Annotated in this window: 2 protein-coding genes; both read right to left on the bottom strand. The window is 49.0% G+C overall.

Annotated features, from left to right (window positions below):
* Nucleotides 1-84: 84 nt before the first annotated feature.
* On the bottom strand, nucleotides 85-1,158 hold the full coding sequence (locus HOK28_21835) for an FAD-dependent oxidoreductase (GenBank protein ID MBT6435749.1): 1,074 nt from the start codon (nucleotides 1,156-1,158) through the stop codon (nucleotides 85-87).
* Nucleotides 1,159-1,281: 123 nt separating this feature from the next.
* Nucleotides 1,282-7,604: hypothetical protein (locus HOK28_21840; GenBank protein MBT6435750.1), on the bottom strand; the 6,323-nt coding region annotated here is incomplete at its 5' end.

A 7,604-nucleotide genomic window follows, 5' to 3' on the forward strand; every position in this document is an offset into this window, starting at 1 on the left:
GTGAGGCAGCCGAATTCGTTCGTCTCCGCACAAGTCCATGTTTTTTAAAGTAAAGAGTATATAAAACCCGCTTAGAATGGAGTTTTAAAAATATCGATGGGCGATATGATAACCACTTGCCACCGCACTGGCGACTCCACCTCCGCGGGTCCACGCACCACCGTAATAAGTTCGCTTGTAACCTTGAGCCTGCCGCATCTTCCACCAAACCCATGGGCTGGTAAAAATGGAGCTCTTGAAATGCGTAAAATATTCATTCCATCGGTATACGGCGTCGACGCTGCGAGCTCCATACTCCTTCGGCATCAATGCCACCATTTCAGCCGGTTCATTTAGCAGTTCATTGAACCTTTTCTCATCCCGATTTGAGATAACATAAATAGCAGCTTTGCCCTGGTTAATCAGTGCGCCCGCTAATACCTTATCTCGAAAAGCCAGAACTTCAGTTCCTTGATAACCTGGGTAATCCAAATTCAAAACAATGGTGCCAATCGGATGGGATGTCGTAAAGTTCCATAGCCGGCGATGTTTTTCGTCCGAATCGTCGAAGAGAGGTTGAAAGGCATCAGGACCAACCGTCGTGACCAGGTAATCAAAAGTATCTTGACCACCTGCCCATTCAACAACAACCTCCTCGGGGTTTCGCAAGATTTTTTTAACGGGTGAAGACAATTTTAAGTCCACGTTCTTCATCGCGCCTATTTTCTCGGCCACTTTTTCCCACAGTGCTCCATAAGTACCCTGAATGACTTTGATGACCCGTTGGGAGTGCTGACGTGTCAGAAAAACATAATCGATGGCGGAATAAATCCCGGAGAAATAAGCTCTGGTATTTAGATAAATCAATCCGCCCATTCCAAAGAGGTCTAATTTATTTCTCAAATTCATACAATATTTGGATTTGTTAGGATTGTAGGCGCGCCGTGCATCCACCTCTTCCACAACCGGGGTGATCTCTAGGTCAGCAAACAAACGCTGGCAGTCTCGGTGAGGAAAATAATCAAGGGCACCAACATCTACTCCCTTATGGTCCACCACCTGCCCACCGGCTATGGTGCGTTTTTCGAAAAGACAAACCTCATAACCTTTTTTGGCTAAGTAATATGCACAGGTTAAGCCGGACGGGCCTGCGCCCAATATCGCTACTCTCTTGGTCATTTGTGGTCATATCTTCCTTTCTATCGACCACGAAAAACAAGTCGGTAATATAGGCTAGCAGTTTTAAGCAGGGAGCCACAGACAAAAGACCAACACTTTAAAACACCGAAGCACCAGCCGGAATCAAAACTGACCGCACCCTCTTAACGCCAGCTTCGCACTGGCACCGCAAAGCTTAGACGCTGATTGGATGGCATCATCGATCCCCAGTCCCGCTCCTGCAGAGTACTCTACTGTACCATCGGTTTTACCTTCAAACTTGTTACCGAGAACTTCGATGGATCCCTTGCCCGTAGCGTCTAGATCTCCGCAAGGATTGACCGTAAGCTCCAGGCCTGCTCCGACACCTGCGAGCGAGCCGCAACCTGCACTCACTTCAGCCACACCCGTATGCCCAGTGCTATCCAGCGCGCCGTTGGTTATGCCGACACTGCCACCAAAACCGATACCGCCCTCTGCACAAATAGACCAACCATCGTCGTTCCAGCACACTTTCGCCCCGCCGCCCACGAATTCGTAAGCACTGGCTTCAATACAAATTAAGCCCATGGGGTCGACCAATGAGACCGGATTGTTCGCAGCGTAAACATAAAGATTGGCCTGTTTACCGGCAAATAAAATAGGGTCCGTCGCTGTCCACCTCCCAAGTTCCGGATCGTAATCACGGTAACCCATACGCACCAAACCGGCGTCTCTTATGCCTCCTCCAAAGCCCAAGGGCATCAAGAAATCGGTATTGGAATCTTCTTGAATCTCTCCGATTGCATTGTAGGCGATAGACTTCACAAGAACACCTGCGTTATCAAAAATAGCGCGAACAGAGCCCACTTGGTCTGTCGCAATATAATAATAAGATGCGCCTTGGTCCAATCTCACCACATGCCCAAGCCCATCGTAAGATACTCTGGTGAAATCACCACCATCTTCCAAAAAGCCGCTTATGCGAAAAGCATTGTTGGGGTCGGTGTAATAATAGGTCACAGTTTGGGAAGCACTCGTCCTACGAATACGACGCCCAAAGGGGTCATATTCAAAGAGGATATCTTCCCCCGAGACCGTGGCTCTTAAGAGTTCACCTCGAGCACTGTAGCTAAATGTATCGGTGTTACTTCCATTCGTTCGACTGGTGAGAAAACCGTCATCATCAAAAGAATAGGTCGTGGAGCCAAAATTGATAAGTCTGTCTCTCGCATCGTACGACGCATCTTCGCCAGAGAGATTGGTTCGGTTGCCATTGTCATCATAATCGTATGATTCCAGTGTCGTGGTATCGCTAGACACTGACTCCAGCTCCCCATTATTCGAATAACTCAAACTCCAAAATGTAGCGGTACCATCTAAAGTATCTTCCCGCTGAGTTGGGTAGCCACCCGCATCATAACCAAGCGCCAAGCTATAAAGTTCCTCTGCACCGAATGATAAAACTTTCCCCACCACAAAACCCTGCTCATCGTAACTGTAAGTCTGCGAGAAACCATTCGTATCACTGATACTGGCCGGAGCACCTTTGGGACCACTTCTATCTTGAGTGATATCATCTTCCGATGTTTGGTACCCATCAGAATCATGGCTCATTGTTGCTGAATAGGAATACCCATCTATTGAAAAAGTTAATGCATCCACACTTCCCAGGGGACTGTATTCAAAGGATGCTTCAAACGGAACCGCACCACTGCCCGTAAGAGTTGTTAAGCGGCTGCCATCGCGCCCAAAAGTAAGCGTTTGCGCCGTGGCATCGCTGTCTACGGGAGTGACCGTCATCGTCTCAGGCTCTACATCTGTAGATATACCACTGAACGTCACCGATACTTCACCTTCATCGTAAGAAACCGTTTCAAGGCGATGTTGTCCATTACGGCTGTACTGGATGGAACGCCCCGTGGGATGTGACGCTTCGGTGATGCGGCTGTCTAGATCGTAACTCTTACTCAGTGGATTGCTTGTAGCAGGCGCTGCGTACTCCCCAAGATTATCGTCAAAAGTATAGTTCAAAGTATGTGCTCCACCATTGGGCATCATGTAGCTGGTTCTTCGTCCTAAATCGTCATAGCCATATTCATATTGCGTACTGCCATCGGCTAACGTTAGCTGACTGATCAGGTTGTCGTCGTCATAAGCATAATCAACCGTTCGTCCCATCGCATCTGTTCGGCTGATGACACGCCCCTGGCTATCGTAACCATATTCGAAATATTGTTCACCTCGCTGCACTCGGCTAACAAGACCGGTATCCTCTTCATAGGTAAACGAGAGGGCCGCTAAGTTTGAATCGGTCACATCGCCCTCGATTCGCTCCACGCCTGACACCCGGCCCAGCTCATCGAATGAGGTAACGACTTGTCGACCCTCTCCTGTTGTTTGGGTGACGGTGCGCTGCGCTGCGTTCTGCACCACCGTTAACGAGCGTATGCCAGCTTCAACGATGGTATCCGTCACAGTAACCATATCGAAAACGGCACCAGCATTTTCCAGCTCAACTTCTCTTTCAGTCTCAGTGGTAAACGACTCTCCCGATGGATACGTAATCGTTGATTCTGCCGCATACGGTAGTTGCATTCCAAAACGGGGATCTGGGGCATAGACCATTTCATGCTCTATCCCGCTGGGATAGGTCACCGTCCGAGATCCAGCACCCTCATACTGCATCGTAACTTGAGAGCCATCTGAATAACTGATGGTCTTGATGCCGCCGTTATTCGCGCTATCTGTAATAAAGCTATACGTTGTGACTCGCCCCTCCGGACTGGTTTTTGTCACAGTATAATTCTGAGAGTTGCCGGTTCGAGCCAAACTAATCGTTCCAGAGTTTGGCCTGGTGTCGGCCACCAATCGACCATCATCATTGTACTCATAACTATGTTCATTGTTCGCTGGGTCTCTTAAGAACGTCAGCAAGTCTGTTTGTTCGTAAACCATGTTATAGGTTTTGGAGGTTGGTGACGTGACCGAAGATATCAGCCCATTTGAGTCTGTGGTGATTTCGGTGCGAGAATTATTAGGCGTTACAATGCCAGTAATATTGCCATCGATATCATGTTCAATGGTTGTGACTTGCCCCATGCGGTCTCTAAGACTGGATAGACGGCCATTGGAATCGTAACCAAAGGTCCATACCGTTGTTCCGGTGAGCAGTTGCTTCGTAAAAAGGTGACGACCCTCTTCATCGAAAGTGTAATAATAACTCCCATCCGAAGAAGGCACATAATGGTATCCTTCATCGTAGTAGCTGTATGGCGAACCAAGCCGATAAACACGGTGTCCACTGTTCGAATTATAACCGACCGTTCCAACCAGAATGGACGGGTTTTGCTCGGTGTGGTCTGGCGACAATTCAATTTCAACAAGGTTGGGTGTGTAAACATAAGTAGACGATGCGTACTCCTGCCACACATAGCCTGTTCGGCCCATAACAATATCCTGCTCGCCAGACGGACTCACGCGATAGACATTATTTATGTTGGTTACGTAGATGTATCCTTCATCGGAAACAACAACATCACGAGGCTCGAAAAGGTCAGTAACCACTGTGATCGTACCGTCGGTTGCAATCCGCAGTACCTGATTAAGATCCGAATCAGCGAGATACACCGCGCCCGAATCGGTCACAAACACTCCTTTGGGAGTGAGAAGACGAGCACTGCGAGCATCCATACCGTCGACGGGATTCACTGAACCACCTCCGGCGATTTTTTCCACAGTTCCGTCGAGCCCTATCCGACGAAGACAATCTCCCTGAGTGTCGGAGAAATAGATACTCCCACTTGGCCCCACAGTAATACCCTTTAAAGAAGACCCCAAAGCAATGCTATCGACATCACCAGTTTCGCAAGCTGTCGAGACCGTAAGGTCACCCGCTACATGGTGAACAGTATTCGTCTCAATATGATAACGGCAGACTAAACCCCAACCATTATAATCATCCAAGGTGAAATAAAGATTCGAGCTGCCATCATAAGCTAGGCTGCTAAAGCTGCGATAATTGTCAGAGCACAAATCTCCCGGATTACTCTCCGGCGCAACAACGGTGCGGTTACCGTCAGCATCCACATAAACAAGTCTGGCCAAGAGAGCTAACTGAGTAATGTAAAATGAGCCATCTGGGAGTACGGCAAGATGTTGCGGAGACCAAAGGTCTATTTCAGTAGCAACACCTGCATCCGTTGTACCACCCTTCTCTCCGGTCCCTGCCTTCGTCATTACAATCCAACGGTCGGCTGGCTGTGTGGTCCCATTTCCGAGAAATAAGGTTTTCGCATCAGGTTGATACACATGGTGTGGATCAAGAGACCAACCACCTGAACCTAATCCATCGGCCTTCCAGAAGTCGGGCGCTCCTACATTTAAATAATAATTTTGAGTTTGCCCCAGCAATCCCTCGTCTGGAAGATAAGACCAGGAAGTCCCAAGAGATGAAGCTAATTCAGGCAAAGATCCAAATGCGTTTCCACCATCACTGGCAGACACATACCAGGACTCATAATAGTAAGTGATGGCGATATCTGCTTTTTGGATGCCATTGAGCTTTCGGCCATAACCATCAAGTCCATCCCAGGTCCAGTCCAGGGTAAGGTTTGGTTCGGGAGTCAGCGTGAAGTCAATCGTTTGCCCTCCAACACCAATGGTCACCTCAACTCTCACGATACCCTCTGACGGAGCCTCATCGAGCAGTTCAAGGTTAATCGTTTTACTGCTACGCCCGACACCGCGGTCTGAACGATAGTTTAAGTTATAACCAAGTCCATTGAGAGGAATGGTCTCACCTAGAACTTGTGATTCACATAAAAGAATAGACCCTTCTTCTTCACACGGGTCTTTGTTGTCTGGAGAACTCGGATCGTTGCCGTCGGAGTCAGCCTGGGCTCTGTCTCGTGAAGCACCTTCGGCACGGGCTTGACTAAAATTGATATCCACTGGCGTAAAGTGCTCAAGTGGAACACGCCAGATGGTTTGCCCTGGAGCATAAAGCTCTGCCAATTTCGTCTTTTCATCATGGGTAATGAATAGGTCGGCTTCGGCAGTTTCATCTTCTGCGAGACCATCTCCATCTGCGTCAATGGTTGCCATGCCATCGACAATTTCAAGAATCTCCACAACCACACCGTTTTGAGATGCTATCCAATAACCAAGTTCGGTATCGTAATAACCAACGGGCAAGATTTCTCCAACTGGAACGCCGAGAAAGTTTTCCACATAGTGAAATACAGGTGAGTCAAACTCAACACTCACTGCACCTGCGGCTTCAGCCTCATCTAAGCTAAGCTCTACAGCATACGTATAAGCCGAGGTTGACGGTAGATTCCCTGGCATAGCCTTAAGGCCAGCACTGCCTGACGTATATTCCGTAGACCTAAGTGTTGCGCTTGCGATAGGAGCCGTCGTTCCATCGGCCAATCGCATGTTACCGGTTGTTCCTGGTGGAATCAGCAAGCGAGACTGGCGCTCTCCTCTATCATCAATAACGGGAGTACCTTCTGCAACCTGAACGCTGTTGCTTCCAAGTTCAATCGGGTTCGCCACCGTATCAATGGGCTTTAGAACCGCAGTTGGATTACTTTTGTAATTGTTCCAGCGTACTTCGACTCGGCGCTGAGCTTTGAGGTAGCCCTCTTTTTGAAAAGCAACCAACCATTTCTTGCCACCATTCACAGCCAAGTCATATCCACCATCGGATCGTGTAAGCGTATAGCCATACTCAGAGTGCCCGGCGATTGAAACCCGAACGCCGGTGAGAGGTTGCCCATCTTCGGTTTCAACCGTCCCTCGCATGACGCCGATTCGATTGGCGTCGAAGACGGTAGGACTTGCATCTTTTTGAACGGGCGCGCTGGAGTCAAAAAGAAACTTATTTTTCTCTAGAAAGGTAGGTACCGCACTTTGCTCTACCTTCGGGGCAACTTCTTCCGGCTCCGGAATATAATCCCCTGAAGCGACGCAAGTGTCGCTGCATGTCTCAGATGCAACACCATCATCGCACTGCTCATCAAAATCAATTTGGATGATATCATCACCGCAGTAGCGGGTTTCTCCTGGAACTTCTTGGCAGAGGATATTGCATATCAAGCATGAGGTAACGCCGTAATCGCACGCTTCCGTAATAAGGTTACCATCGTCGCAGGTTTCCCCCTCTTCCACGACTCCATTACCACAACCCACCTGAGTTGGTTCTGCTGGGTCGCTCGAGTCGGAAGCATCGCTGGTATCCGCTGGGTCGCTCGAGTCGGAAGCGTCGCTGTTGTCTGCTGGATCGCTCGAGTCGGAAGCATCGCTGTTGTCTGCCGGGTCGCTTGAGTCGGAAGCATCACTGGTATCCGCTGGATCGCTCGAGTCGGAAGCATCGCTGCTGTCTGCCGGATCACTGCTGTCCGTTTCATCTTCCACTCGGCAACTATCATTGCAACCGTCCCCATTGGTTTGATTACCGTCGTCACATTGCTCATCTGGGTTAC

The sequence above is a fragment of the Deltaproteobacteria bacterium genome (assembly GCA_018668695.1).
Taxonomy (GTDB): domain Bacteria; phylum Myxococcota; class XYA12-FULL-58-9; order XYA12-FULL-58-9; family JABJBS01; genus JABJBS01.